This window comes from Actinoallomurus acanthiterrae (genome assembly GCF_054775715.1).
Map to the genome: position 1 here is coordinate 8,148,620 of NZ_BAAHCO010000001.1, position 25,451 is coordinate 8,174,070.

Sequence of the window (25,451 nt, forward strand, 5' to 3'; positions counted from 1 at the left end):
TCGCAGTCAACCCAGCAGTCACGGCCGGTCCAAGATCGTTAGCATGGCTAATGGACGGGGCGCGCTAGCAGCGCCTGAGCGGCAGGGCGATCTTGGGCGGGTAGTGCGCGAGCGGGTGGGCGTGGTCGGTTTCGGCGTTGAATTCGTGGACTTGCACACCGCTGCCGGTATGCACTTATAAAGTCACTGACTGTGAAGCTGGTGGTGCAGGTGAAGCTGCTGCCGACGCCTGAGCAGGCGGCGGCGCTCGCGGCGACCCTGCCCCTGTGCAATGCCGCGGCCAATGAGGTGTCGGCGGTCGCGTTCGCCCAGAAGGTGTTCGCTCGGCAGAAGCTGCAAAAGCTCGTCTACGCGGATTTGAAGGCGCGGGGGCTGTCGGCACAACCCGCATTGCATGTGATCCGGAAGGTCGCCGACGCCTACACCACCCTGCACGCCCAGATCGAGGCGGGCCTGCTGGGGGCTGAGCATTCACGTCGGCGCCGCAAAGCCGAGTCCAAGCCCATCGCCTTCCGGGCCGATGCCGCCCAGCCGTTCGATGACCGATGCCTGTCCTGGCAGATGGACGCCCGAACAATCTCGATCTGGACCGTAGCGGGCCGAATCCGGAACATCGCCTTCACCGGCGAACCCGGGCAGCTGAAGTTCCTGGAGGCCCACCGCAAAGGCGAAACCGACCTGGTGCACCGCGACGGGATGTTCTTCCTATATGCGACCTGCGAGGTCGAGGGGGCTCCGCAGTTCGAGCCTGCCGATTGGATCGGGGTGGACCGGGGGATCGTGAACCTGGCCACCACCTCCGACGGGGACGACCACCAAGGCAAGGGCCTGGCGCGGTATCGCAGGCGCCAGGCTAGGCTGCGCGCCGAACTGCAGGCCAAGAAAGCCGCGGGCAGCCGGTCGGCGGCCCGTCGTCTGGCCCGTCGGTCAGCGCGGGAGGCGCGGCACGCTTCGAATGAGAACCACAAGATCAGTAAGCAGATCGTGGCCGTTGCCCGACGCACCGAACGTGGTATCGCGCTTGAGGAATTGAGTGGGATACGCGATCGGGTACGGCTCAGGCGGCACCAGCGGGCCACACTCTCTACCTGGCCGTTCCACCAGCTCGGTGAGTTCCTCCAGTACAAGGCCCTGCGGGCCGGGGTGCCGTTCGTGGAAGTGGACCCGGCCTACACCTCCCAGCAGTGTCCCGTGCCCTGGTGCGGGCACACCATGCGGGCCAACCGGCCCGACCGCGATACCTTCCGTTGTCGCCGGTGCGGGTTCGCTGGCCCCGCCGACGTCATCGCCGCCATGAACATCCGGAAACGGGCGTGCGTGGCGTGGGCATTCGTCAGCATGCCCGTCCCCACCCCTGAAACCAAGGGGAAGGGAGATGCGACCCCGGCACGACAGCCAGCCGCGACGAGGAGCGCAACAAGGTGTGAACCCGGGCCGCAAGCCCGGCCGTTCACGGCCGAGAAGCTGACTTGGACCGGTCAGGTCAACCCGAACGTCAGATGGACGCCGTAGCCGGCGTCACCACTGGTGTCGCCACGGGTGGGGCTGAGCACATCGAGACGCTCCCCCGGAGGTTCCGTAACACGTCCGGCCGGGGCCTCGATGACCTTCGCTCTGACCTTCGCTCCCCTGCCCGTTCACCGGCGCGTCATCCGATTCGTCGGTGTGGTGCGGTCTCGGCCTGGTCGGCCACTGACCCGGCCACTCGTCCGGCGAGGTCGGTCTGGCCGTCGGGGCCGGTTCGGCGGGTCGCGTCGCTTCGGCGGACCGCGTCGGTTCCGCCGGCGAACTCGGTTCAGCGGGTGGCTCCGGTTCGGCGAACGGATTCGGCTCGGCCGTCAGGGACGGTTCCGTCGGCGTAGCCGGCTTGGCCGTCCGCGTCGGCTTGGCCGTCCGCGTCGGCTTGGCCGTCCGCGTCGGCTTGGTCGTCGGCGTCGGTTTGGTGGTCTTGGTCGGCTTGGTGGTCGGGGTCGGGGTCGGCGTCACGGATCGGGTCGGCTTGGCGGGTGGCGTCGGGGTCGCCGAGCGCGAGCCGGTGGCAGCGGCGGTGCCGCGTCGAGGTGCCGCGGTCGTGGGCGCGGCGGCGGTACGGGCCGGCGTCGGCGACGCGCTCGCGCCCGAAGTGGCCGCCTTGGGTGACGGGGACGTCCGGTCGCCCGACGGTACGGGCTGGGCCGGACGGCTCGGCCGCGCACTCGGATGCACGACCACGCCGGTGTCGTGCGCGCGGCCGGAGCCGGACAACGCGAAGGCCGCGCCCGCCGCCGCGGCGACGCAGGCCACCGCGGCCACGACCGGCAGGACGCGGCTACCGACCGATGACCTCTTCCGCTCGGCGTGCGTGTCTTCGACGCGTGGCGGCTGCTCGCCGCCGCGTGCGTTCGACTCCTCGGCCCACGCCGCGTCGATGGCCTTCCAGGCGGCCGATCCCAGCGTGACGTCCGCGGACCTGTGCTCGGAGCCCGCGGGCGCTTCGGGCACCGGCTCGGCGGGCCGGGACTCGCCGGTCCCGAACAGATCCGGTCGCGTGTCCGCTGAGCCCGTGTCGACCCGGCGCAACGGCGCGGTGGCCGCCTCGTCCGGGCGGACGCCTGGGATCTGCCGGGTCGCATCAGCGGCCCGCGCGTCGGGCGGGGGCGTGCCGTCGGCGGCGAACGCTCTGCCGGACACGCGCCCGGCCGCCGCGCACGAGGACAGCACGCGCTCTCGGTATCCCGCCGGAGGCACGTGCCCCAGCGTCACCAGCCGGTGCAGCGCCTCTCCGCTCAGCGGGGAGAGCATGGCCGAGTCCCGTGTCTCCTGGCTGCTCACGATGGCGGCGGCCTGCTCCAGGCGCCGTTGTGCCTCACGCGCGAGCGTCTCGGCGGCCTCCCGCGTCACGCCGAGCACCCGGGCGGTCTGCTCGGGATCGAGGGCGTTCGTCAGCGCCAGGACCTCACGGTGTTCGGGACTCAGGAGGGCCAGCGCGCGTCGCAGCGAGTCGGCCGACGTGGTCGTCGCGACGGCGCGCACGAGGGCGCCGCGCCGTACGCACGCGGCACGGGCGAGCGAGTGGAGCCATACCGGCAACTCCGCGTCCTCGCGGGGAACGGCGTCCGGACGACCGGCGACCGCGACGAAGGTGTCGAGCAGCGCGTCGCCCGCCTCCACACCGACCATGACATGGCAATAGGCGTAGAGCGGTTCGGCGTACTCGTCGTAGAGCGCGCCGAACGCCTGCGGAGCTCCTGCCCGTAGGGCCTCGGTCAGGGACACTGATACCTCCGTCCCACCACGTCACCCCCGAATGGGGATAACTTACGCATAGCGACAGGAAACGGATACTATCCTCCAATTCGGCATGCGATGGCCCGCTGACCAGGCGAAACCCTGTCGTACGCGGGGCAACGGCGACGATTACGCCCGTCTGGGCGAGGTGGCCGAATCCATCCGCAGGCGCCCGTCCGGGGCCGGGATGGCCACGGACTAGCGCCTGCGCACCTGATCGCCGGCAGACGGCGGCCGGGTCAGGCCGCCGTGCAGGTGAGCGCGGGTACTTCGCTCGTTCCGGAGCCGAGGAACCCGAACTCGGTGCTGGCACCCGCGCCGAGCGCGCCGTTGTAACCGACGTTACGGGCGGTGACCTGGGACCCGGAGCTGGTGAGCGTCGCGTTCCAGACCTGGCTGACGGTCTGGCCGCCGGCGTATCGCCAGGTGACGGTCCAGCCGGTGATGGCCGTGGTCCCGGCGGTCACCTTGACCGATGCCTGGAAGCCGCCGGACCACTGCCCGACCACGCTGTAGGCGGCGGTGCAGCCGCCGGCCGGTGGTGTGGGGCCCGTGCCACCGGGTTCGCCGATGCTCCCCGGTACCGATTTGAGGGCGTTGTACCAGGTGGTGGCCATCTTGTCGTAGCCGGTCGCGTTGGGGTGGACGCCGTCGGCCAGGTCCGCGGTGGTCAGCGCGGCGTGCATGTCCACCAGGTGCACGTGCTTACCGGCGCCGGCCTTGCTCTGGACGATGCCCGGGATCGCCGCGTTGAACGTACGGGCGGCCGACTCCAGGCCGGACGATCCGAGCGGGATGATCGTGGCCACGAACACCTCGGCATCCGGCACCGTCGCGGTGATGTGGTCGATCAGCGTCGACAGCCGCGCGGGCGCGTTGGGCAGATCGTCGTTCTGGCCGACGTCGTTGGTGCCGATGTGCAGCAGCACGGTGTGCGGCATGTAGGTGCGCAGCCAGGACACGACGTTCGCGTCGATCTGGTCGATCCGCCAGCCGGAGTGCCCCTCGTGGTCGTGATCCCCGAGTTCGGCCGGCCCGTTCGACAGCGACCCGACGAAGTCCACCCGGTACCCGTCGTTCACGAACCGCTGCCACAGACCGATTCGGTACCCGCCGGGAACCGTGAACCCATCGGTGATCGAGTCGCCCAGCGGCATCACCCGTACACCGCCGTTCGACTCCGCGCCGGCGGTGCTGAGACCCATGAGGGCACCGGCCGCCAGCACGATCGCGACGATCACGGCCAGCGCGCCGGCCGACCACAGGGAGGTTCTCCGCATCATTACCGCTCCGCAACTACGGTGTCGGCCGGTAGACGGCATTTCCTAAAAGCTTTGTTCTGGTGTCGGACGTGGCCCGAATCCATGCCAGGACGCTAAGCCTCGCCACCAGGGCGGTCAACCGGACTTTCAGCGGCTTTCATTTGAAAGAAATGAAAGCGTCTCAACCGATGTTTGACAAGTGTCGCCGACAACTCGAAACTCAGGCCGTCGACATTCCTCAGCATCGGTCGCTGAGATCGCTGCGCAGCCTCCCCCACCGCACGGAAGGAGAGCCCTAGTGATCATCAGCTCGGGCCGCTCTGGGATCCGTTCCGTGATCGTCATGTCGGCGATGGCGGCACTCGCGATCGCTGGAGCGGCAACGGCGCCAGTGAGAGCCGCGGCCACCGGCCGCCTCGCGGTCACCGTGCCCGTCGAGGACGAGGGCGCCGACTGCCCGGTCTCCCTCCCCGGCTCGTTTCCGGCCAACTCCAAGCTTCCCGATCCCTTCACGAAACTGAACGGCACGCGCATCTCCACGAAGTCCGATTGGCGGTGCCGGCGGGAAGAGATCAAGAAGCTGGCCGAGAAGTACGTCTACGGCGAGAAGCACGGAAAACCGCAAGGTGTCACGGGAACGGTCTCCCGGACCGGCATCACCGTCAATGTGACGGACCAGGGAAAGAGCGCCGGCTTTTCGGCGAGTGTCCAACTGCCGAGCGGCACCGGACCTTTCCCGGCCGTCATCGTCTACGGAGGATTCGGCGCGGACACGGCCACCATTCTGGCCTCGGGTGCCGCCGTCATCAGCTACGACCCGTACCAGGTCGGAAAGGAGGGCACCCCACGGAACAACAAGCAAGGCGCGTACTACAGCATCTACGGCTCGTCGAGCAGCACCGGGCTGCTCATGGCCTGGGCCTGGGGTGTGAGCCGGATCATCGACGTCATCGAGCAGTCGGGCGGCGGCATCCTCAAGGCGGACGCGACCGGCGTCACGGGATGCTCGCGGTTCGGCAAGGGCGCCTTCGTGGCCGGTACGTTCGATCAGCGCATCGCTCTGACCATGCCGATCGAATCAGGCAGCGGGGGTGCTCCCATCTTCCGCGGGATCGCCGGGGAGAGCGGTGCCCAGCCGCTGAGCAGTGCCTATTCCGAGCAGCCGTGGCTGGGCGACGCGTTCGGCTCCTTCACCGGAAACCCGGGCGACCTGCCGGTGGACACGCACGAGATGGTGGCCATGGTCGCCCCGCGCGGACTCTTCATCATGGAGAATCCGCACATCGACTGGCTGGCCGCCAGGTCCGGGAGCGTGGCCGCGCTGGGCGGAGCGGAGGTCTACAAGGCGCTCGGCGCGGGAGACGACATCACCTACTGGTCCGACGTCCAGGACGGCACGCACTGCGCCGTCCGGCCTGAGTGGAAGACCCCGTTGGTACAGAACATCCAGAAGTTCCTGCTGAAGACGGGCAACGCTCCAGGCGTGATCAGGATCTCCGGCCAGAAGGCCGGCAACCTGGCCCAGTGGCGGGACTGGCAGACTCCGCCCCTCTCCGGTGGCCCGGCCGGTTGACCACGTTCGGCTCCCAGGGCACCGGTACCGGCGTGGGAGTGACCCCCGCCTGTTCCGCCGACCGGTCCCCCGCACCAATGCAGGTCAGGCCACGCGCCTGACCTGCATTTCGGCGTGCTCGCGCCCGACGGTTCGCGGTCGGTGGGCGCGTTGTAGTAGACCGAGCGGTACGGGTCGGCGGAGTCCCAGAGCGAGCGGATGGCCACGGCATCCGCGAGGCGAACCCCAGGCCGGAGATGGGAGAAGCTCACATGGACCAGGTGACCGTCGCGGGCAGCGTCCTCGACGCTCTCGCGTCGATCGGAACGGAGCGCGTCTTCGGCCTTCCGGGCGTGCACAACCTCGCGTTCTGGCAACAGCAACGGCCCGGCCGGCCGGGCATCATCGGGGTCAGGCACGAGCAGACCACCGTGTACGCCGCCGACGGCGCCGCCCGCGCCACCGGCGCGCTCGGCGTCGCGCTGACGACGACGGGCCCGGGCGCCGCCAACGCGGTCGCCGCGTTCGGCGAGGCCGCGGCGTCGCACAGCCCGGTGCTGCTCGTCGCCAGCGAGGTCGCCACCACGCTGCGCCGCCCCGGTGTGGTGCGCGGCATCCTGCACGAGAGCGCGGACCAGGCGGCGCTGTTCGAACCACTGGCCAAGGCCGTCCACCGGCCGCGTACGCCCGGCGAGGTTGCGAAGGCCGTCGGCGCGGCGATCACCACCGCGCTCACCTGGCCGCAGGGGCCGGTCTACCTGGACGTGCCGACCGACGTCCTGGGACGACCGGGCGTGCCCGTACGGCACACCGCGCCGGAACGCACCGTCCCCGGGGACGACCGGCTCGCCGCCGCCGTAGCCGAGATCGACCGGGCCGGACGGGTCGTGCTGTGGGCCGGCGGCGGGGTGGTGCAGGCCGGTGCCGAGGGCGACCTGGACGTCCTGGCCCGGCGGCTGGGCGCCCCGGTGGTCACCACGTTCGGCGCTCGCGGCGTGCTGCCCGACGACCATCCGTGCCTGGTCGCGGCCCCGCCGCACGAGCCCGAGGTGGCCGCGCTGATCGCCGAAGCCGACCTGATGGTGGCGGTGGGCACCGACTTCGACGGGATGAACACCCGCAACTGGTCGATGCCGCGCCCGCCCCGGCTGGTGGCGGTCAACTGCGACGCGACCGACCTGGCCAAGAACTACTCCCCCGACGTCGGCGTCCTCGGCGACGCCCGGGAGACGCTGCGGGCGCTGGCCCACGCGGTCGCCGCCCGCCCGGCGTCGTGGACGGACGCGGCGGGGCTGCGCGAGAAGGTCAGGGAGAGGCTGCGCGGCGAGAAGTGCGACGAGCCGCTGGGCCTCGTCGAGGCCGTCGAGGACGCGTGGCCCGCGGCGGGCGCCGTCGTGGCGGACATGGCCGTCGCGGGCTACTGGGTCGGCGGGTACGCCTCGATGGGACGCCCGCGGCGGCTGCAGTACCCGGTGGGCTGGGGCACGCTCGGCTACGCCCTCCCGGCGGCGATCGGCCCCGCCGCCGTGTCGGGCACGCCCACCCTCGCCGTCTGCGGAGACGGCGGCCTGATGTTCGGCGTCGGCGAGCTCGCCACGCTCGCGCAGGAGCGGCTGCCGGTGACGGTCCTCGTCGTGGACGACGCCTGCTACGGCATGCTCCGGTATAACCAGGAGCGGTTCGGCCATCCCGAGAAGGGCGTCCACCTGGCGACTCCGGATTTCGTGGCGCTCGCGCGCAGCTTCGGCATCGCCGCCGCGGAGGTGCCCGGCGTCGCGGAGCTCCCCTCCGCGCTGCGCGAGGCGGCGGGACACGGCCGCCCGACGCTCCTGCGGCTGCCGGCCGCGCTGCCCCCGCCCCGTACGACCTCCCCGCGCTGGCGCGACTGACCGGCACCCGCGAGCCCCTGACACCCGAGCGCGAAAGTGAGCCCGACCATGACTGCGGTCTCCATTGATGGCGACCCGGCCCGAAGCCGTACGGAGACACCCTTCCCCGAGGGCGGGGAACGCCGATGACGGACCGCGGCCCGCTGTCCGGACTGCTGGTGGCCGACTTCAGCCGGGTCCTCGCCGGGCCGCTCGCCACCATGATGATGGCGGACCTCGGCGCGACCGTGGTCAAGGTGGAACGGCCGGGCGAGGGGGACGACACGCGCCGCTGGGGACCGCCCTGGACGCCGCGTTCCAGCTCGTACTTCGAGGGCGTCAACCGCGGCAAGCGCAGCATCGCGCTCGACCTGGCCGACCCGGCCGACCGCGAGACCGCGACCGAGCTGGTGCGCCGCGCCGACGTGCTGGTGGAGAACTTCCGGCCTGGAGTGCTGGCGCGGTACGGGCTGGACCACGACAAGGCCGGTGAGCTGAACCCGCGCCTGATCTATACCTCCATCTCCGGATTCGGCAGCTCGGCCGGGGCGGAACTGCCCGGCTACGACTTCGTCGTCCAGGCCGCGGGCGGCCTCATGAGCATCACCGGCGCGGCCGACGGCGATCCCATGAAGGTCGGCGTCGCCCTCATCGACGTCATCACCGGCAAGGACGCCCTCATCGGCATCCTCGCCGCCCTGCGTCAGCGGGAGCGCACCGGCCGCGGGCAGCATGTCGAGGTGAACCTGCTGTCCAGCCTGCTCGGCGGGCTGGCGAACCAGGTCTCCGGCTACCTGACGACCGGGCAGGCGCCCGTCCGGATGGGGAACCGGCATCCGAGCATCACACCGTACGAGACGCTGCGGTGCGAGGACGGCCTGCTCGCCGTCGCGGTCGGCAACGACGCGCAGTTCCGCAGGTTCACCCTCGAGCTCGGGCTGCCCGGCATGGCCGACGACCCGCGGTTCGCCACCAACGCCGCGCGCGTCGAGCACCGCGCGGAGCTGGTCGAACGGCTGGAGGGAGCGCTGTCGGCCCGTACCGCCGGCGACTGGCAACGGCGGCTGACCGCGATCGGGATCGCGTGCTCGCGGGTCAACGACATCCCCGCGGCCATCGACTACGCGGCCGAGCTCGGCCTGTCCCCGCTGCTCCACGTCGGGGACGACCATCCGCCGCAGGTGCGGCCGCCCATCACCTTCTCCGACACCGCCGCGACCACGCCGACGCCGCCGCCCGGCCTGGATGAGCACGGCGACGCGCTCCGGGCGTGGCTGCGGTCGGCCGATCCCGGCCCGATCCCCTGACCCACGGCCGAGGAGCGGAGACGCACACGCTCGTGCTCGGTCAGGCGCTCACCGGGATCCTGGCGTCTCGAGGCTGAGGCTGGGTACGGCTCGGCGGGCGAGTTCCGACTGGTAGCGGCGGCCGATCCGGGCGGCGTTCTCACGCAGGTAGCCGGTCAGCGGCGTGGGGCAGGTGGCCTCGCCTTCGACCATGACGAGTTCCGCCATGAGCCCTTCGATCTCGTCCCGCGTGAGCACGACGTCCCGGGTCAGCATCGACACGCCGCGCAGGAGGACGGACACCGCGGCCGCCGGGAGATGCACCGGCCGGAACGGGACGCCGATGGTCTGGGCGATCGTGCCGACCAGGTCCTCGAAGCCGAACGACTCCGGGCCGATCGCGTCGGTGATCGTGTTCGTCCGCTCCGCGCCCAGCCGTACGCACAGGTCGGCGAGGTCCTGGACGTGCACCGGGCGCAGCCGGTACCGGCCCGTCCCCGGGATGGCGAACACCGGGAACCGGCGCAGCAACCAGGCGATGTTGTTGATCAGAATGTCGCCTCCGCCGAAGATCACGCTCGGCCGGACGATGGCGTAGGACATGTCGCCGGCCGTGACGAGATCCTCGACCGCGGCCTTGCCCTGGTAGTAGGTGTAGAAGGAGGCCGGATCCGGATTGGTGATGCTGAGGTGCACGACCCGCTCGACCCCCATCCGGGCGGCGGCCGCGAGCAGTGTCTCGCTGTTGGCCACCGCGTCCAGGTGGCTGGTGCCGGCCGGCGCGTATCGGGACCAGTAGGTGTTGTAGAAGGTCGTGACGCCGTCGAAGGCCTCGGATAGGGCCTCCGGGTCGCTGAAGTCGAGGGGGAAGACGTCGATGTCGGCGTCGGCGTCGGCCGCCGGATGGTTCGTCAGCGTACGGACCGTGTGGCCCGCCATCTCGAGCCGACGCCTGAGGTAGGTTCCCGAGTATCCGTATGCACCCGTCACAAGATCTATCTGGCTCATGACCGATCCTTCCGTCGGCGCGGTTCCGGCGGCCATCACCGAAATCATACATACGTATGAGTGAGCGACAAGACCCTACTCGCCGCCGCCTGCTCGACGCCACCCTCGACGTGCTCCGCACCCACGGGGTCGCCCGGGCGACGTCCCGCGAGATCGCCTCCGCGGCGGGAGTGAACCTTCAGGCGATCACGTACCACTTCGGTTCCAAGGACGAGCTCGTGGCCCAGGCGCTGGTCCACGCCGTCCGAACCTGGATCGAGCCCGCCCGCACCGCGTTGACCGGCGTCGCGGACGACCCGCTGGGCCGCCTCTTCGGGACGGTGCTCGCCCTTCAGGAGGCCCTGGAGCAGGCACGCGAGCATTTCCCCGCCTACATCGAGGCCCTGGCCGCCGCGTCACGCGACGAGACCGTCCGCGACCAGGTCGTCGGCCTGCTGGCCGAACTCCGCGACGCGCTCGCGACGAGCATCCGCGAACTACGCGAGAGCGGTTTCATCGCCGCGTGGGTGGATCCGGAGCCGATGGCGTCCCTCATCATCGCGGCCGGTGACGGGTTCGTCCTGCACTCCACGCTCGATCCCGGCAGCTACGCGCCGGAGGCGACGCTGAACCAAGTGGTGCAGCTACTGCTCGCCGCGAGGCGCTCCGAGGCCTCGGACTGAACGGCCGCTCGGGCGGCCGTCTGAAACTTTCCGGCTCTCAGCCGCGTTCCCGCACGTCCCCGGTCGCCGCCGTCGACGCTCATTGACACGGCGGCGGCGGCTCGTTCACCGTGCTCGATTGTTAGCGCTCACATTCGACCGCCGGAAGGTAGTACGGCACCGGTCGAGCCGCGATGGAGGAATGGGATGCACCAACGAGCACTACGTGGGGGCCTTATCGCCTGGCTCCTGACGGCCTGTCTGATCAGCGGCGCGATGGCGACCACGGTCGTGGCACGCGCCGCCTCGACCGGTTGCCAGGTCACCTACACCGTCGGCTCGCAGTGGGCCGGCGGCTTCAGCGCGAACGTCGCGATCAAGAACCTCGGCGATCCGCTCACGAGCTGGACCCTGCGCTGGTCCTTCGGCTCCGGGCAGACGGTCGGCCAGGCCTGGAACGCCCAGGTGTCGCAGAGCGGCAGTGCGGTGACCGCCTCCAACGTGAGCTGGAACGGCTCCCTGGCGACGGGCGGTAGCGCCTCGTTCGGATTCAACGGCACGTGGAACAACGCCAGCAACGACGTGCCGACCGGATTCACCCTCAACGGCGTCACCTGCACCGGCGACACCACCACCCCGACCCCGCCGACCACGCCTCCGCCGGGTACTCCGCCGGCGAAGACGGTACGGGTCTTCTGGCTCAAGCCGTCGGACGTGGCGTACGACCAGCGGTACCCGGACGGCATCACCAAGGTCCTGCAGGAGGCGCAGCGCTTCTTCAAGCAGGAGCTGGGCAAGACGTTCACGTTGAACAACCCGGTCGTCGAGGTCGTCAACGGCGACAAGCAGCGAACCTGGTACGAGAACACGCCGAATTGCGGCGACAAGTACTGGTGGTCGGTGTGCAACATGGAGGACGAGCTGCGCCGTAAGTTCGGTCTCGGCGCGCCGGACAGCCGCTGGATCAACGTCGGCGAAATCAGCGCGGAAGGTGACGGCGCCGGCGGCGGTGGCGGCAACGGATGGGTGATCCTCAGCGGCCACGACGCCGACGGCGCGGCGGGCATCAACGGCCCGATGAACCGGTGGTACGGCGGAATGGTGCACGAGCTGGGGCACGCGTTCGGCCTGCCCGACGCCACGTCCACCGACGGGACGTGCATGTCGGCGTCCCTCTACGACTACCCGAACTGCCACTTCAGCCCGACGCAGAAGAACGGCATCCTCAACGGCCCCTTCGGCAGCTTCCTCTCCTGATCGGTGACGGGCGGCGTGACCGGAGTGTCACGCCGCCCATCCCGTGCCGGGTCGTTCGATCGAGTTATCCACAACTCGCGAAGACGCCTCGATGCACCGGTCCGGCGAACGCGATGATGAAGTTCCCGGTGGTCACCGCCGCCGTGATGGCGGGCTCCTCGGCCGCCACCGGATGCCGCCTTCGCGAAAGGGGTCTGAAATGCACGGGGGTCTGCCCTTCATAGGGTTCAGCACCATCATTTACGGCGTCGTCGGGATCGTCACGGCGGTCGCGCGGTTCAGGAGGCGCAAATGACGCCCTCCGTGACCGTCATCGTTCCCGCCCACAATGAGGAGGAAGGGCTTCCGGCGACGCTGGAGTCCCTTCTCGGTCAGACGGTCCCGCCCGACGAGATCGTCGTGGTCGACGACGGCTCGACCGACCGCACCGGCGCGGTCGCGCGGTCCTACGGGGTGACCGTGCTGACGCCCGTACGGAACCTCGGCAGCAAGGCCAAGGCGCAGAACCACGCGCTGCCGCACTGCCGGACCGATCTCGTGCTCGCGGTCGACGCCGACACCGTGCTCGCACCCGACTACATCGAGAAGATCAAGCCGGCGTTCGACGATCCGGCCGTCGTCGTCGCGTCGGGAAACGTGCAGACGCGGTTCACCCGCACCGTCTGGGAGCGTGGCCGGTCGATCGAGTACCTCTTCGGCTTCCACTGGAACCGGCCGATCCAGAACCACGCGAACAGCCCGGTGGTCTGCTCCGGCTGCTGCTCGGCGTTCCGGCGGGACATGCTCGTGGCCTTCGGCGGCTTCCCCGAGCGCACCATCGTCGAGGACATGGACATCACCTGGTCCCAGCAGATCGCGGGCCGCAAGGCCGTCTACGTCGGTGACGCGGTCGCGTGGGCGGCCGACCCCGAGACCCTCACCTACCTGCGCAAACAGGTGTGGCGCTGGATGGCCGGCTTCTTCCAGAACGTCCGGCTGCACCTCGGCGGGCTGGTGGTCCGCAAGCCCATGCTGGCGCTGTGGATCGTCCTGGCGGTGTTCGAGGTCTTCACCGCGCCGCTGTGGTGGGCCGCGCCGTTCCTCCTCACCCTCGGGATGCACCGCCCGGTCGCGCCGACCCTGGCGTGGTGGCTCGGCTCCGAGCTGCTCCTGACCGCGCCGCCGCTGATCTATGCGGCGCGACGGCGGAGGCTGCCGGTGCTGCGGGTGCTGATGAACGTCCCGTTCGTCTACCTGACGAAGGCGGTCAACCTCTACTACGCGTGGAAGGCCCTCATCGTCGAGCTGATCCTCGTCCCGCTCCGGCTCTCCCAGGGGCTCGTCGTGTACGAGAAGGGACGCGCCCACACGCCTCCCGGCGCCTAGCTCGAGCCTGATCGCGTACGGCCGGCAGCGGCCGTACGCGATCACGTCCCATGCGACGAATAAGTGCGAGCCGCCTAGGCGTAACAGAATTTCGGGCACCCATAGGCGCGCACTCAGCCCGATTAGCACGATTCACATAAGAAGCCGCTCAATGGTCGACTCTTGTGGTCATTCAGTGACGATCAGTGGGGATGAACGGCCATGCCCGGCGAACCACCAGCTCACCGCATCCGGGCGCCTCTCTTTCGAGATCCAGGGAAAAAGATGCTCGATCACCATCTTTCCGGATGCGATCTTCCGGTCTATGATCGCTACGCGCTGTCAATGTTTCTGACAACACGACTCGGAGTTCCAGCTCATAATGGGGAACGACTCGATGACGCACCGTGTTTCCTGAGCGCGCTGAATGCGCCGATCCCGAGACTCGGTGAGCGTTTACGCAATTAACCACCCACCTGATCGGAGGATCACCCATGGCCGGCGACGACCGGATTAAGAACATCGTTGTTCTGGGAGGCGGCACGGCGGGCTGGATGTCGGCCGCGTACCTGGGAAAGGCACTCGGGCGATCGGTGAATATCACGGTCCTCGAAGCACCCGCCATTCCGAAGATCGGGGTGGGCGAGGCCACCATTCCCAATCTCCAGAAGGTGTTCTTCGACTTCCTCGGCCTGTCGGAGGAAGACTGGATGCCCGAGTGCAACGCGAGTTTCAAGATGGGCATCAGGTTCGTCAACTGGCGGACCGGCGGTGCCGGCGAGGCACGGCCGAGGCCGCACGGCACGGGGCTGGACCGGTTCGATCACCTCTTCGGCCTGCTGCCGGAGCACGACAACCTGCCGTTGTCCCACTACTGGACGTACAAGCGGCTGCGGGGCGCCACCGATGAGCCGTTCGACCGCGCCTGCTACGTCCAGCCGGCGATCTTCGACAAGAAGCTGTCCCCCCGTCACATGGACGGCACGAAGTGGGCGAGTTACGCCTGGCACTTCGACGCCAACCTGGTCGCCGACTTCTTGCGCCGGTTCGCCACCAAGAAGCAGGGAGCGGTGCACATTGAAGACAGGTTCACCGGCGCGGAGACCGATCAGAACGGACACATCACCGCGATCACGACCGAGGCCGGCGGCTCGAAGCCGATCTGTTCATCGACTGCTCGGGTTTCCGGAGCCTGCTCATCAACCAGGTCATGAAGGAACCGTTCCTGGACATGAGCGACCACCTGCTCAACGACCGGGCGGTCGCGACCCAGGTGCCGCACGACGACGAGAGCGACGGGATCGAGCCGTTCACCTCGTCGATCGCGATGTCCTCCGGCTGGACCTGGAAGATTCCGCTGCTCGGCCGGTTCGGCACCGGTTACGTGTACTCGAGCCGGTTCGCCACGCAGGACGAGGCGACCGAGGAGTTCTGCCGGATGTGGAACCTCGACCCGGAGAAGCAGCCGCTCAACCACATCAGGTTCCGGGTCGGCCGCAACCGGCGGGCCTGGGTGAAGAACTGCGTCGGCATCGGCCTGTCCTCCTGCTTCCTGGAGCCGCTGGAGTCCACCGGCATCTACTTCACCTACGCGGCGCTCTACCAACTGGTCAAGCACTTCCCGGACAAGCGCTTCGACCCCGTCCTGATGAACCAGTTCAACCGCGAGATCGAGAACATGTTCGACGACACGCGGGACTTCATCCAGGCGCACTTCAGCTTCGCGCCGCGCGACGACACGCCGTTCTGGCGCGCCTGCAAGGAGCTGGAGCTGGCGGACGGTTTCAAGGAGAAAATGGCGCTGTACAAGTCCGGGCTGGGAGTCAACCTGCCGGTCACCGACGAGAGCAACTACTACGGCAACTTCGAGGCCGAATTCCGCAACTTCTGGAGCAACGCGAACTACTACTGCGTGTTCGCCGGACTCGACGTCCTGCCGGAGCACTCGATGCCGTTGCTCAGCCACCGGCCGGACTCCATCGAGTCCGCCGAGGCCGTGTTCGCGGACGTCGGGCGCCGACGGGACGAGCTCCTGAACACTCTGCCCTCGACCTATGCGTACCTCCGCCACCTCCACGGAAAGTAACGGCGCGCCGCCCTCCGGGCGGGCCCTGTCCTCCGGGCGGATCCCGGAGGACGGGGCGATGGGCCTGCGCGCGGGGCGGCGGCATGACGAAGAGGTTCCGGCGCCGTCCCAGCGTTGACGACGTGGCGGCGCCGGCCCGCTTACGCGAAGGGTCAGGTGCAGTGACTGAATCATCCCTTTCAATGCCGGATGTCTGCTCGCCGAACGAGTTCCGGTCCCTGATGTCGGAGTTCCCCAGCGGCGTTGCGATCGTGACGACCCTGGACGACGAACGGCGGCCGTGGGGCATGACGTGTTCCGCGCTGTGCAGCCTCACGACGGCCCCGCCCACGCTGCTGGTGTGCCTGCGCGCGGAGAGCCCGACGCTGAACGCGATCCTGCGGCGAGGCACGTTCGCGGTCAATCTCCTGCACGGCGGCGCGCAGTCCGTCGCCGAGATCTTCAGCTCGAGGATGAGCGTCCCTGAACGGTTCGAGTCGGTGGACTGGTCGGCCGGGCCCTCGGGACCGCATCTGACCGGATACGCGCACGCGATCGCCGACTGCCGGGTCGCCGGCACGGCGGACGGAGGAAGCCACCTCATCCTGTTCGGGAGGGTCGGCGGCGTCACCCAGCGAAGGGGCCACGCTCCCTTGCTCTACGGCAGGAGGCGCTACCACACCTGGCCGCAGTAGGTGGAACACCTGCCGCCATTCACCCGGTGCCCCGGACATCGCGGCCGGCCGACAGATGGCGTTGACGTCGCGATCGGACGGTCTGTCAAGTAATCACGGAAAGGCCGTTGACAGGCCCCAACAGGCGTCTTAACGTCCATGCGACCGCTTCCGAACATTGTTCGATATATCGAACACGCAAGGGCGAAGTCCGAAGGAGACAGAGAGAAATGCGAAGCAGACCGCCGCTGCTCCCGGGCTGAAGCCGGATGAGAGGCTCACCATGAATGTTCTGTCACGACTTCGCCGTGCGCGAAAAGCACTGATCTCGGCGGGCGCGGCGGTCGCGCTCGCCGCCGGCCTGCAGACCGGAATCTCCACGCCGTCACAGGCCGCGACGTCGCTGCCGTGTGACATCTACGCCGCCGGCGGCACCCCGTGCGTGGCGGCGCACAGCACGACCCGTGCCCTGTACGCCTCCTACAACGGTTCGCTGTACCAGGTGCGCCGCTCTTCGGACAACACCACGCGGAACATCGGTCTGCTCAGCGCCGGCGGATACGCCAACGCCGCCGCGCAGGACTCGTTCTGCTCCGGCACGAGCTGCGTCATCACCGTCATCTACGACCAGTCCGGCCGGGGGAACAACCTCACCCAGGCACCCGGGGGCGGGGCGGCCGGCGGCCCGGACAACCTCGCCAACGCGACCGCGGCGCCGACCACCGTGGGCGGCCACAAGGCCTATGGCGTCTACGTGGCTCCCGGCACCGGGTACCGCAACGACCACACCTCGGGCATCGCGACCGGAGACCAGGCACAGGGGATGTACGCGGTCCTCGACGGCACGCACTACAACGGCGGCTGCTGCTTCGACTACGGCAATGCCGAGACCAGCAACAACGACACCGGCAACGGCCACATGGAGGCCATCTACTTCGGCAACATCAAGGTCTGGGGCTACGGCGCGGGCAACGGCCCCTGGATCATGGCCGACCTGGAGAACGGCCTGTTCTCCGGCGTGAACCAGCACTACAACGCGGGCGATCCGACCATCAACCACCGGTACCTGACCGCGATCGTCAAGGGTGAGCCGAATCACTGGGCCATCCGCGGCGGCAACGCGCAGTCCGGCGGCGTGTCGACCTTCTACAGCGGCGCGCGCCCCAACGTCTCGGGCTACAACCCGATGCACAAGGAAGGCGCCATCATCCTCGGAATCGGCGGCGACAACAGTAAGGGTTCCGCCGGTACCTTCTACGAGGGCGTGATGACCTCCGGCTACCCGTCGGACGCCACCGAGAGCTCGGTACAGGCGAGCATCGTCGCCGCCGGATACACGACGTCGAGCGGCGGCGGCTCTGACGGATCGCTCACCCCCGGCTCGTCGATCTCGCTGCGCGCGACGACCTCCGGCTACACCGACCGCTACATCCGACACTACGACGACAAGGCCATCACGTCGGTGATCAACTCGTCCAGCCCGGATCTCGACAAGAACGACGCCACCTGGATCGTGCGCAGCGGCCTGGCCAGCGGTTCGTGCGTGTCGTTCGAGTCGACGAACTACCCCGGCGACTACCTACGGCATCAGAACTTCGAGCTGTACCGGCAGCACAACGACGGCAGCTCGCTGTTCGCCTCGGACGCCACGTTCTGCCCGCAGACCGGCAAGAGCGGCCAGGGCACCTCGCTCGCCTCCTACAACTACCCGGACCGGTTCATCCGCCACTACAACAACACCGTCTACGTCGCCTCCAACGGCGGATCGCACGACTTCGACAGCTCCTCGTCCTGGGCCGACGACGTGAGCTGGGCCGTCAGCCAGCCCTGGGTGTAGACGCGGTCGACCTGAGCGGAGCCGTCCCCGGTTCCCGGGGGCGGCTCGCGCCGCCCGGAGCGTAACGTTCCGGCCATCCGCCGGTCATCGGCCGCTGGTGCGGCGGTCGATTACGCGGCGGACAATGCCGTCAGACATGAGGCGGCTCATATCAATGGCGCTGGCGGGGGTCCTCGCGGTCGGCGTCGTCATAGCGATCATCGAGGGCCGCGGTTCGTCGCACGGGGCGATCACGATCCGCGGCGTCATCGGCTCGGAGAAGCAGGCGTTCTTCGACGACCCTCAGGTACGGAAGGCCTTCACTCGTAACGGGCTGAAAGTCGAGGTCGATCCGGCCGGCTCGCGGCAGATCGCGACCTCCATCGACCTGAAGCGTTACGACTTCGCCTTCCCTTCCAGCGCGCCCGCGGCCGACCGGATCCAGCAGGAACGCCGGATCACCACGAAGTACACCCCGTTCAGCTCTCCGATGGTGATCGCGACGTTCCAGCCGATCGCGGAGCTGCTGGCCCGGGAGGGCGTCGCCCGGCACGGCGCCACGTGGACCTTCGACATGTCGCGGTACCTCCGGCTGGTCGCGCGGAAGGTGCGCTGGGACCAGCTGAAGAACAACACCGCCTATCCGGTGCGCAAGAACATCCTGGTCTCCACGACCGACCCTCGCAGTTCCAACTCGGCGGCCATGTACCTCGCCATCGCCTCGTACGTCGCCAACGGAGACTCCGTCGTACGCGGGGAGGCGGCGGAGAAGAAGGTGCTGCCCTTGCTGTCCGGGCTCTTCCTCGACCAGGGCTACACCGAGAACACGACCGAAGGCCCCTTCGAGGACTACCTGTCCCTCGGAATGGGGAAGACGCCGCTGGTCTGTGCGTACGAGGCCCAGTTCGTCGACGCCGGCGTACGGGGGCGGCTGCGGCCCGGCATGGTGCTGATGTACCCGTCGCCGACCGTGCAGTCCACGCACACGCTGGTGCCGCTCGACGCGAAGGGCGACCGCGTCGGCCGGCTGCTGACCGGCGACCCCGAGTTGCAGCGGCTCGCGGCCCAGCATGGATTCCGCACCGCGGACCCCGCGCGATTCACCAAGCTCACCGCCGACCACCGGCTCCCGGTCGCGCCCGACCTGATCGACGTGGTCGACATCCCCTCTTACGACACTCTCGAGCACCTGCTCGAGAGTGTCGCCAAGTCGTACGGCTAAGGAGCCTCAATGGCCGATGAGGATCTCATCCTCACGCCCCCTGAACCCGTCGCCGCCGTCCCGGCGGACCGGGCGGAGACACTGATCCCGCTCGAGGACGCGAAACGCGAGGAGCTGACGCTGCGGGCGCGGACGTACGTGGGCGATCTCGCGGCGCTCGATCCGCGCAGCCCGGAGTTCGCCGGCAAGATCGGTCAGGTGGCCGCCCTCGGTGACGGGGAGATCCGGTCGTCGGCCCAGGCCGCGAACAGGATGCTCGGCCGTTCGGTGGCGGCCCTCGCCGGGGCCAAGGGCGAGTCGGCGGACGCGCAGCAACGGGTGGCCAAGGGCCTGGTGGAGCTGCGGCGCACGGTCGAGGATCTCGATCCCAAGGACGTCGGCAAGGTCACCGGCCGGCGGCTGCTGTCGAAGCTGCCGTTCGGCAGGTCCCTCCGCGACTTCGTCTCCCGCTATCAGTCGGCGAACGTCAACATCAACAAGATCGTCACCGCGCTGCGGTCCGGGCAGGACGAGCTGCGTCGCGACAACGCCGCCATCCAGAACGAACGCGCCGCGCTGTGGGCCACGATGGGCAAGCTCCAGGAGTACGCGGTGCTCGCCCAGGCACTCGACGAGGCCGTCGAGCAGAAGATCCTGGAGACGGCGGACGAGGAGAAGGCGAACGCGCTGCGCGCCGACGTGCTGTTCCCCGTACGCCAGAAACGGCAGGACCTCCTCACCCAGCTCGCCGTCTGCGCCCAGGGCTACCTCGCGCTGGACACCGTGCGCCGCAACAACGACGAACTGGTCAGGGGCGTGGACCGGGCCGCGTCGACCACGGTGTCCGCGCTGCGAATCGCGGTGACCATCGCGGCCGCGCTGTCCAACCAGAAGCTCGTCATCGAGCAGGTGAACGCCCTGCGGGCCACCACCGAGGACATCATCGCCGCCAACGCCGAGATGCTCGCCGGGCAGAGCGGAGAGATCCAGCGGATCGCCGCCGACCCGGCCGTCGGCGTGCGGACTCTGCGGACGTCGTTCGAGCAGATCTATCGCACGATCGACGCGATCGACTCGTTCAAGGTGCAGGCCGTCACCAACATGCAGTCCACGGTCGACGCGCTCGGCGCGGAGCTGAACCGGGCGTCCGAGTACCTGAGCCGCGCCCACCGGCGGAACGAGCTGGAATCATGACGAGAGCCCGCCCGCGGGCGCGGCACGTCTTCGCGCGACTCGCGGCCGCCGGGGTCCTGACGGTCGCCGCGGGCTGCAGCGGCGGCGCCCCGGCCGACACGAAGAAGGCCGGCACGCTACGGATCCTCGCCGGCAGCGAGCTGTCCGACCTGGCGCCGATCCTCCGCGAGGCCACGAAGGCCACCGGAGTCGGCGTCGAGCTCGACTACGCCGGCACCCTCGACGGCGTTCAGCAGGTGCTCAGCGGTACGGCCGGCGGGCGGCACGACGCGATCTGGTTCTCCTCCAACCGCTACCTGACGCTGCGCCCGGACGGCCAGTCCCGGCTGGGCCCCTCCGTGAAGATCATGTCGTCCCCCGTGGTCCTCGGCCTGCGCGCCTCGACCGCACGCCGCCTCGGCTGGGATCACACCAGGCCGACCTGGGCCGCGATCGCGGACGCCGCGTCGGCCGGGAGGTTCACCTACGGCATGACCGATCCGGCGTCGTCGAACTCCGGGTTCTCCGCGCTCGTCGGCGTCGCCGCCGCGCTGTCGGGCACCGGCGCGGCGCTGGACGGACCCACCATCGACCGGGTCGCACCTCGGCTGAAGGGCTTCTTCGCCGCCCAGCGGCTCACCGCGGGATCCTCCGGCTGGCTGTCGGACACGTACGCGCGCGACCCGTCCCGCGTCGACGGCCTGGTCAACTACGAGTCCGTGCTCCTCGGCCTGGGCGCCGCACGACGGCTCCCCGAGCCGCTCACCGTCGTCTACCCGAGCGACGGCGTGGTCACCGCGGACTACCCGCTCACGCTGCTGTCCTCGGCGTCCAGCGGTGCCGGCGACGCCTTCCGCAGGCTGACCGGCTACCTGCGGCGCGCCGACGTCCAACGCAAGATCATGACGCAGACCCACCGGCGGCCGCCGACCCGGACGTACGGCCCGGCGCCGAGTTCGCGGCCCAGCCGCCCGAGCTGCCGTTTCCGGCGCGCGCGGACGCCGTCGACGCGCTCGTCGACGCCTACTTCAACCGGCTCCGCCGCCTGCGCGCACGGTCTACGTGCTCGACGTCTCCGGCTCCATGGCAGGCGCGCGGCTGGCGTCCCTGAAGACCGCGCTGACGGCGCTGACCGGCGCGGACTCCACGCTCGCCGGACGCTTCCAGCGGTTCCACGACCGCGAGGAGGTGACACTGCTGCCCTTCAGCACCCGGCCCGGATCCCCCGCGACGTACGTGTTGCCCCCGAGCCGGCCCGAGGCCGAGCTCGCGCGGATCCGCGGGTTCGCCCAGAGCCTCAACGCCGGGGGCGCCACCGCGATCTACGACAGTCTGGAGCGGGCGTTCGCGGTGGCCGCGCGGCCGACCGGAGGCGAAGCCGACCGATTCACGTCGATCGTGCTGATGTCGGACGGTGAGAGCAACAAGGGCGCCTCGGCCGAATCCTTCCGCGCCTGGTACGGGGGACAGCCTCCGCAGCTACGGCGGATCCCGGTCTTCACGGTCCTGTTCGGGGAGTCGGCGATCGGTCAGATGACCGCGCTCGCACAGCTCACCCAGGGCAGGACGTTCGACGCCCGGGCACAGTCGCTGTCCGTGGTGTTCAAGGAGATCCGTGGCTATCAGTGACCGGGTCGTCCGCTACCTCGGGTCGACCAAGAACCTCGTCGGCTCGGCGGCCGGCCTGGCCGGGCTGGTCCTGCACTTCGCGGGCCTCGCGGGGCCGTACTGGCCGCTCGTCGTGGTCGGCATGTACGGCGTGGGGGCGCTGGCCGCACCACCGCAGAGGGTGAACCTCGTCGTCGGCGACACCGCGGCTGAGACCGGTCGGCTGCGCGGCGACCTCGACGAGCTGGTCGCCCGGGTCCGCGACCATCGCGTGCCCGCGCAGGCTCGGGAGCGCCTCGAGATCATCGCGTCCATGCTCCGCGACGTCCTGCTCCGATCCGACGTGCTGAACGGTTCACCCGACCTGCTGTACGAGGTGTCCCGCGCGATCCGGACCGACCTCCCGACCAGCTTCGAGACCTACCTCAACCTGCCCCGCTGGTACGCCGCCCGCCGGATCGGCCACGGAACGGCGGGTGAGGAGCTCATCACCCAGCTCGACCTGATCATGGTGTCCGTGACGAAGACCGCCGAGCACGTCTACGACGCCGACACGCGGCGGATGCGCGACCACACTCGCTACCTGCGCGACCGCGAGCCGGACGACGACCTCGGAGCGCCGCCGGCGGCGGGCTGACCGGCAGCGGGACTTCTTCATCGACCGCCTTTCACCGGATGACGGCTCTCCTTTTCCGGGAGATGACGATGCCCATGGCGATTCCCGGAAGACCAGGGGTAGGTACCCGTAGGCGATCAAGCCCTCCGGCGGGAGTGAGCGCGGACCGTGGGAGCGAGGAGTACGCGGATGTGCCTGGGGATCCCTGGAGAGCTGGTCGAATTCTGTGACGACCCTCCGGACCTGGCGACCGTCGACGTGAGCGGGGTCCGGCGCCGGGTCAACATCGGGCTGCTCGCAGGACAGAGCCTGCAGCAGGGCGACTGGGTCCTCGTGCACGTCGGCTTCGCGCTGTCCAAGATCTCCGAGTCGGAGGCTCAGGCCGTCCTGGACCTCCTCGAGGACATGGGCCAGGCGTACGACGACGAGGTCACCGCGCTTCGGGAGTCGAACCTGTAGGAGGGGCCGGGATGCGCTTCGTCGATGAGTACCGGGACGCGGGGAAGGCACGGGTGCTGGCCTCGCGGATCGCCGCGCTGTGCGAGCCCGGCCGGCGGTACCGGTTCATGGAAGTGTGCGGCGGGCACACGCACACGATCTACAAGCACGGCATCGAGGACCACCTGCCGGAGGCGATCCAGCTCGTGCACGGGCCGGGCTGTCCGGTCTGCGTCATTCCGATGGGCCGGGTCGACGACGCGATCGCGATCGCCGGGCAGCCGGATGTGATCATGACCTCGTTCGGTGACATGATGCGCGTCCCCGGCGGCCAGGGGTCGTTCTTCGACGCCAAGGCCGCGGGGGCGGACATCCGGATGGTGTACTCCCCGTTGGACGCCCTGAAGATCGCGCGCGCCAATCCGGACCGGCGCGTGGTGTTCATGGGGATCGGGTTCGAGACGACGGCGCCGTCCACCGCGATGACCGTGCTGCGCGCCGCGGCGGACGGCGTCGACAACTTCTCGGTGTTCTGCAACCACGTGATGATCATTCCGGCGATCAAGGCGATCCTCGACTCCCCCGATCTGCGCCTCGACGGATTCCTGGGACCCGGTCACGTCTCCACGGTGATCGGCTGCCGGCCGTACGAGTTCATCGCCCGCGACTACGGGAGACCGCTCGTCTGCGCCGGGTTCGAACCGCTGGACGTCCTGGCGTCGGTGCACATGCTGCTGCGCCAGCTCGCCGAGGGCCGCGCCGAGGTCGAGAACCAGTACGCGCGGGTCGTGCCGTGGGACGGCAACCCCACGGCGCTGCGCGTCATCGGCGAGGTGATGGAGCCCCGTCCGTACTTCGAGTGGCGCGGCCTGGGCTTCATCTCGCATTCCGCGCTCCGGATGAGGGACGCGTACGCGCGCTTCGACGCCGAGCGGGTCTTCGAACTGCCGGGTGTCCGGGTCGCCGATCCGAAGGCGTGCCAGTGCGGAGAGGTCCTCAAGGGCGTGCTGAAGCCCTGGGAGTGCAAGGTCTTCGGGACCGCGTGCACGCCGGAGACTCCCATCGGCACCTGCATGGTCTCCGCCGAAGGCGCCTGCGCGGCGTACTACAACTTCGGCCGGTTCAGCCGGGAGCGCGCCCGGGAGGCGAGCGGAACGTGAGCGAGGCACGGGGCGAGTCGAACGTGGGCGAGGCACGGGAGCACGCCGTCTGGGCGGAGCGGGCCGTCCGTGAGGCCGCGGCGGAGCACGTCGCCGCTGTACCGCCCGTGGCGGGCGAACCGGACCGGGAACGGCAGGTCCTGGAGCGCATCGAGCAGGTGCGGCGCCGCAGGCCCCGGCTCAGGGAAGAGCGCATCACGCTCGCGCACGGCTCGGGCGGCAAGGCGACGCACACGCTGATCGACGCGATCTTCCTGGAGGCGTTCCGCAATCCGCTGCTCGAGGCGATGGAGGACGGCGCGACCGTCACCGTGGACGGCGCGCGGCTGGTCTTCACCACCGACTCCTTCGTGGTCTCCCCGCTGTTCTTTCCCGGGGGCGACATCGGCCATCTCGCGGTGAACGGCACGGTCAACGACCTGGCCGTGTGCGGCGCGCGGCCCCTGTTCCTGTCCGCGGGGTTCGTTCTCGAAGAGGGCTTCCCCATCGAGGAGCTGCGGCGCGTCACCGGTTCGATGGCCCGGGCCGCCGTCCGCGCCGGCGTGCGGGTCGTCACCGGCGACACGAAGGTCGTGCAGCGCGGGAAGGCCGACGGCTGTTACATCACGACGGCCGGCATCGGCGTGCTCGAGCGTGACCTGTGCCTGTCCGCGGGCGCTGCGCGTCCTGGTGACGCGGTGCTGGTGTCGGGGCCGATCGGCGACCACGGCATCACCGTGATGCTCGCGCGCGGCGAACTCGACATCGACGCGGATCTGATCTCCGACACGGCGCCCCTGCACGAGCTGTGCGCGTCTCTCCTGGAGGCTGCGCCCGGCACCCGGGTGCTCCGGGACGCGACGCGTGGCGGTGTCGCGACGGTCCTGAACGAGGTGGCCGCCGCGTCCGAGGTCGCGATCGTCGTCGACGAGACGGCCGTGCCGATCCGTCCGGAGGTCGCCGGCGCCGGCGAACTGCTCGGCATCGACCCCCTCTACGTCGCCTGTGAAGGCCGCATGGTCGCCGTCGTGGACGGCGCCGACGCCGACGCCGCGCTCGCCGCCCTGCGCGCGCATCCCCTGGGCGCCGACGCGGCGCTGATCGGAAGGGTCGCCCCGGACCCCGTGGGTCTGGTGCTGCTCAACACGGCGTTCGGCGGAACGCGAATCGTCGACCTCCTCGTCGGCGACCCGCTTCCGCGCATCTGCTGACCTTCAACGCGGAGCGCCGTACGGC

At 69.6% G+C, this 25,451-nt stretch carries 21 protein-coding genes and 2 pseudogenes; 18 read left to right on the forward strand and 5 right to left on the reverse strand.

Going from position 1 to position 25,451, the window contains the following annotated elements:
- The first annotated feature begins 192 nt into the window (after positions 1-192).
- Entirely contained in the window at positions 193-1,512 is a 1,320-nt protein-coding gene (locus tag ACYVF7_RS38435; RefSeq protein ID WP_460350424.1) for an RNA-guided endonuclease InsQ/TnpB family protein, read from the forward strand.
- Between the two features lie 6 nt (positions 1,513-1,518).
- On the opposite strand, the gene ACYVF7_RS38440 is transcribed toward ACYVF7_RS38435, so the two are convergent.
- Positions 1,519-3,255, reverse strand: coding sequence for an RNA polymerase sigma factor (locus ACYVF7_RS38440; RefSeq protein ID WP_460350427.1), 1,737 nt, complete (start codon positions 3,253-3,255; stop codon positions 1,519-1,521).
- 251 nt (positions 3,256-3,506) lie between these two features.
- Positions 3,507-4,550: a cellulose binding domain-containing protein gene (locus ACYVF7_RS38445; RefSeq protein WP_460350430.1), complete on the reverse strand. Its 1,044-nt coding sequence runs from the start codon at positions 4,548-4,550 to the stop codon at positions 3,507-3,509.
- A 277-nt stretch (positions 4,551-4,827) separates the two neighbouring features.
- Here ACYVF7_RS38445 and ACYVF7_RS38450 point away from each other — a divergent pair, with 277 nt between their 5' ends.
- From ACYVF7_RS38450 to ACYVF7_RS38460, 3 genes are all read left to right on the forward strand, one after another.
- Positions 4,828-6,102 (forward strand): glucuronyl esterase domain-containing protein, encoded by a 1,275-nt coding sequence (locus tag ACYVF7_RS38450; RefSeq protein ID WP_460350433.1) that lies wholly within the window; start codon positions 4,828-4,830, stop codon positions 6,100-6,102.
- Positions 6,103-6,353: 251 nt separating this feature from the next.
- A complete protein-coding gene (locus ACYVF7_RS38455; protein ID WP_460350436.1) occupies positions 6,354-7,970 on the forward strand; it encodes a thiamine pyrophosphate-binding protein in 1,617 nt (538 codons plus the stop codon).
- A 125-nt stretch (positions 7,971-8,095) separates the two neighbouring features.
- Positions 8,096-9,256 carry a CaiB/BaiF CoA transferase family protein gene (locus ACYVF7_RS38460; protein WP_460350438.1) on the forward strand — a complete coding sequence of 387 codons (1,161 nt, stop codon included), beginning with the start codon at positions 8,096-8,098 and terminating at the stop codon, positions 9,254-9,256.
- A 48-nt stretch (positions 9,257-9,304) separates the two neighbouring features.
- Here ACYVF7_RS38460 and ACYVF7_RS38465 read toward each other — a convergent pair whose 3' ends face one another.
- Complete coding sequence (locus tag ACYVF7_RS38465) at positions 9,305-10,243, reverse strand: SDR family oxidoreductase (RefSeq protein WP_460350440.1); 939 nt, start codon at positions 10,241-10,243, stop codon at positions 9,305-9,307.
- Positions 10,244-10,299: 56 nt separating this feature from the next.
- On the opposite strand from ACYVF7_RS38465, the gene ACYVF7_RS38470 reads away from it, so the two are divergent.
- The 8 genes and pseudogenes from ACYVF7_RS38470 to ACYVF7_RS38505 all read left to right on the forward strand — a co-directional run bounded on the left by ACYVF7_RS38470 (position 10,300) and on the right by ACYVF7_RS38505 (position 20,435).
- Entirely contained in the window at positions 10,300-10,905 is a 606-nt protein-coding gene (locus tag ACYVF7_RS38470) for a TetR/AcrR family transcriptional regulator (RefSeq protein ID WP_460350443.1), read from the forward strand.
- Between the two features lie 186 nt (positions 10,906-11,091).
- Positions 11,092-12,141 carry a cellulose-binding domain-containing protein gene (locus tag ACYVF7_RS38475; protein WP_460350445.1) on the forward strand — a complete coding sequence of 350 codons (1,050 nt, stop codon included), beginning with the start codon at positions 11,092-11,094 and terminating at the stop codon, positions 12,139-12,141.
- Between the two features lie 291 nt (positions 12,142-12,432).
- A complete protein-coding gene (locus tag ACYVF7_RS38480) occupies positions 12,433-13,506 on the forward strand; it encodes a glycosyltransferase family 2 protein (RefSeq protein WP_460350447.1) in 1,074 nt (357 codons plus the stop codon).
- A 533-nt stretch (positions 13,507-14,039) separates the two neighbouring features.
- A pseudogene (locus tag ACYVF7_RS38485) lies at positions 14,040-15,571 on the forward strand (tryptophan halogenase family protein).
- A 182-nt stretch (positions 15,572-15,753) separates the two neighbouring features.
- Entirely contained in the window at positions 15,754-16,245 is a 492-nt protein-coding gene (locus ACYVF7_RS38490; RefSeq protein ID WP_460350449.1) for a flavin reductase family protein, read from the forward strand.
- A gap of 262 nt (positions 16,246-16,507) precedes the next feature.
- Positions 16,508-18,061, forward strand: a complete 1,554-nt coding sequence (locus ACYVF7_RS38495; protein WP_460350451.1) for an alpha-L-arabinofuranosidase B — start codon at positions 16,508-16,510, stop codon at positions 18,059-18,061.
- A gap of 154 nt (positions 18,062-18,215) precedes the next feature.
- A complete protein-coding gene (locus tag ACYVF7_RS38500) occupies positions 18,216-19,262 on the forward strand; it encodes a hypothetical protein (RefSeq protein ID WP_460350453.1) in 1,047 nt (348 codons plus the stop codon).
- A gap of 9 nt (positions 19,263-19,271) precedes the next feature.
- A complete protein-coding gene (locus tag ACYVF7_RS38505) occupies positions 19,272-20,435 on the forward strand; it encodes a toxic anion resistance protein (RefSeq protein WP_460350455.1) in 1,164 nt (387 codons plus the stop codon).
- A 116-nt stretch (positions 20,436-20,551) separates the two neighbouring features.
- On the opposite strand, the gene ACYVF7_RS38510 is transcribed toward ACYVF7_RS38505, so the two are convergent.
- Both ACYVF7_RS38510 and ACYVF7_RS38515 read right to left on the reverse strand, forming a co-directional pair.
- Complete coding sequence (locus ACYVF7_RS38510; protein WP_460350457.1) at positions 20,552-20,701, reverse strand: hypothetical protein; 150 nt, start codon at positions 20,699-20,701, stop codon at positions 20,552-20,554.
- A gap of 197 nt (positions 20,702-20,898) precedes the next feature.
- Positions 20,899-21,123, reverse strand: coding sequence for a hypothetical protein (locus ACYVF7_RS38515; RefSeq protein ID WP_460350459.1), 225 nt, complete (start codon positions 21,121-21,123; stop codon positions 20,899-20,901).
- Positions 21,124-21,497: 374 nt separating this feature from the next.
- On the opposite strand from ACYVF7_RS38515, the pseudogene ACYVF7_RS38520 reads away from it, so the two are divergent.
- The 6 genes and pseudogenes from ACYVF7_RS38520 to hypE form a co-directional block, all read left to right on the forward strand.
- A pseudogene (locus ACYVF7_RS38520) lies at positions 21,498-21,773 on the forward strand (hypothetical protein); the annotation flags it as partial.
- A 45-nt stretch (positions 21,774-21,818) separates the two neighbouring features.
- Positions 21,819-22,043 carry a hypothetical protein gene (locus ACYVF7_RS38525; RefSeq protein ID WP_460358655.1) on the forward strand — a complete coding sequence of 75 codons (225 nt, stop codon included), beginning with the start codon at positions 21,819-21,821 and terminating at the stop codon, positions 22,041-22,043.
- Entirely contained in the window at positions 22,030-22,659 is a 630-nt protein-coding gene (locus ACYVF7_RS38530) for a hypothetical protein (protein WP_460350461.1), read from the forward strand. The genes ACYVF7_RS38525 and ACYVF7_RS38530 overlap by 14 nt, the downstream gene beginning before the upstream one ends.
- Positions 22,660-22,827: 168 nt before the next feature.
- Entirely contained in the window at positions 22,828-23,097 is a 270-nt protein-coding gene (locus ACYVF7_RS38535; protein WP_460350463.1) for a HypC/HybG/HupF family hydrogenase formation chaperone, read from the forward strand.
- 11 nt (positions 23,098-23,108) lie between these two features.
- A complete protein-coding gene (gene hypD, locus ACYVF7_RS38540) occupies positions 23,109-24,236 on the forward strand; it encodes a hydrogenase formation protein HypD (protein WP_460350465.1) in 1,128 nt (375 codons plus the stop codon).
- On the forward strand, positions 24,233-25,426 hold the full coding sequence (gene hypE, locus ACYVF7_RS38545) for a hydrogenase expression/formation protein HypE (protein WP_460350468.1): 1,194 nt from the start codon (positions 24,233-24,235) through the stop codon (positions 25,424-25,426). Before hypD ends, hypE begins: the two co-directional genes overlap by 4 nt.
- The last annotated feature ends 25 nt before the right edge of the window (positions 25,427-25,451 follow it).

Coding starts and splice junctions, on each gene's coding strand:
- ACYVF7_RS38505 (WP_460350455.1), top strand. CDS start 19,272: ATGGCCGATGAGGATCTCATCCTCACGCCCCCTGAACCCGTCGCCGCC.
- ACYVF7_RS38445 (WP_460350430.1), bottom strand. CDS start 4,550: ATGATGCGGAGAACCTCCCTGTGGTCGGCCGGCGCGCTGGCCGTGATC.
- ACYVF7_RS38535 (WP_460350463.1), top strand. CDS start 22,828: ATGTGCCTGGGGATCCCTGGAGAGCTGGTCGAATTCTGTGACGACCCT.
- ACYVF7_RS38465 (WP_460350440.1), bottom strand. CDS start 10,243: ATGAGCCAGATAGATCTTGTGACGGGTGCATACGGATACTCGGGAACC.
- ACYVF7_RS38460 (WP_460350438.1), top strand. CDS start 8,096: ATGACGGACCGCGGCCCGCTGTCCGGACTGCTGGTGGCCGACTTCAGC.
- ACYVF7_RS38475 (WP_460350445.1), top strand. CDS start 11,092: ATGCACCAACGAGCACTACGTGGGGGCCTTATCGCCTGGCTCCTGACG.
- ACYVF7_RS38495 (WP_460350451.1), top strand. CDS start 16,508: ATGAATGTTCTGTCACGACTTCGCCGTGCGCGAAAAGCACTGATCTCG.
- ACYVF7_RS38490 (WP_460350449.1), top strand. CDS start 15,754: ATGCCGGATGTCTGCTCGCCGAACGAGTTCCGGTCCCTGATGTCGGAG.
- ACYVF7_RS38455 (WP_460350436.1), top strand. CDS start 6,354: ATGGACCAGGTGACCGTCGCGGGCAGCGTCCTCGACGCTCTCGCGTCG.
- ACYVF7_RS38525 (WP_460358655.1), top strand. CDS start 21,819: ATGTCGGACGGTGAGAGCAACAAGGGCGCCTCGGCCGAATCCTTCCGC.
- ACYVF7_RS38500 (WP_460350453.1), top strand. CDS start 18,216: ATGGCGCTGGCGGGGGTCCTCGCGGTCGGCGTCGTCATAGCGATCATC.
- hypD (WP_460350465.1), top strand. CDS start 23,109: ATGCGCTTCGTCGATGAGTACCGGGACGCGGGGAAGGCACGGGTGCTG.
- ACYVF7_RS38470 (WP_460350443.1), top strand. CDS start 10,300: ATGAGTGAGCGACAAGACCCTACTCGCCGCCGCCTGCTCGACGCCACC.
- ACYVF7_RS38480 (WP_460350447.1), top strand. CDS start 12,433: ATGACGCCCTCCGTGACCGTCATCGTTCCCGCCCACAATGAGGAGGAA.